This is a genomic window from Saccharomonospora iraqiensis subsp. paurometabolica YIM 90007, assembly GCF_000231035.2.
Lineage (GTDB): Bacteria > Actinomycetota > Actinomycetes > Mycobacteriales > Pseudonocardiaceae > Saccharomonospora > Saccharomonospora paurometabolica.
The window spans coordinates 181,602-182,494 of record NZ_KI912250.1 but is presented as its reverse complement, the minus strand read 5'-3'; the positions used below and the strand labels follow the sequence as shown (position 1 = coordinate 182,494).

1 protein-coding gene is annotated in these 893 nt (G+C 76.9%); it reads left to right on the top strand.

Annotated elements, in window-relative coordinates:
- On the top strand, window positions 1-893 hold an 893-nt coding region (locus SACPADRAFT_RS0216950; protein WP_007027786.1), incomplete at both ends, for an MFS transporter.

The window sequence follows — 893 nt, the reverse complement described above, 5'->3', positions numbered from 1 at the left end:
CTCCAGGCCCGCTACGCCGGGGCGGACCTCGCCGCACCCCGGCACCGCGGCCGCGCCGTGAGCACCGTTCTGGTCGCCACCACCGTGGGTGCGGTCGCCGGTCCGAACCTCGTGACCGTCACCGGCCGGTTCGCCGAGGCCGTGGACCTCCCGCGCCTGGCGGGCCCGTTCCTGCTGGCCGCGCTCGCCTACGGGGCCGCCGCCGTCGTGCTGCGGGTGCTGCTCCGCCCCGATCCGTTGACCACCGCACGCGCGCTCGCCACGGACACCGGACCCGGCGACACCCCCGACGACACCCCGGACCCGGACCCGGCCGGGGCCGGCACGCCCTCCCGGGCGCACCTGATGACGGGTGCCGCCGTCATGGTCGTCACCCAGCTCGTCATGGTCGCCGTGATGACCATGACTCCCGTCTACATGCGGGCCCACGGCCACGGCGTCGGCGCGGCCGGCCTGGTCATCGCCGTGCACGTGGCCGCGATGTACCTGCCGTCCCCGCTGAGCGGCCTGCTGGTCGACCGCTTCGGTCGCCTCACCGTGGCCGGTGCCGCCGGGGTCACCCTGCTCGCCGCGGGCGTCGTCGCGGCGCTGGCCCCGCCGTCCTCGATCGCCCTGCTGGCCCTCGCGCTCGCCCTGCTCGGGCTCGGCTGGAACTTCGGGCTCGTCGGCGGTACCGCGATCATCATCGACGCCGTGCCGCTGGCCACCCGCGCGAAGACCCAGGGTGCGGTCGACGTCGCCATCGCCCTCGCGGGCGCCGGGGGCGGTATGGTGTCCGGGCTCGTCGTCGCCGCGGGCAGCTACACGGTGCTCGCCGTCCTCGGCGCCGTGCTCTCCCTGGCCGTCGTCCCCGTGGTCGCCCGCACCGCCGTCCGCGCCCGTCCGTCCGCGTC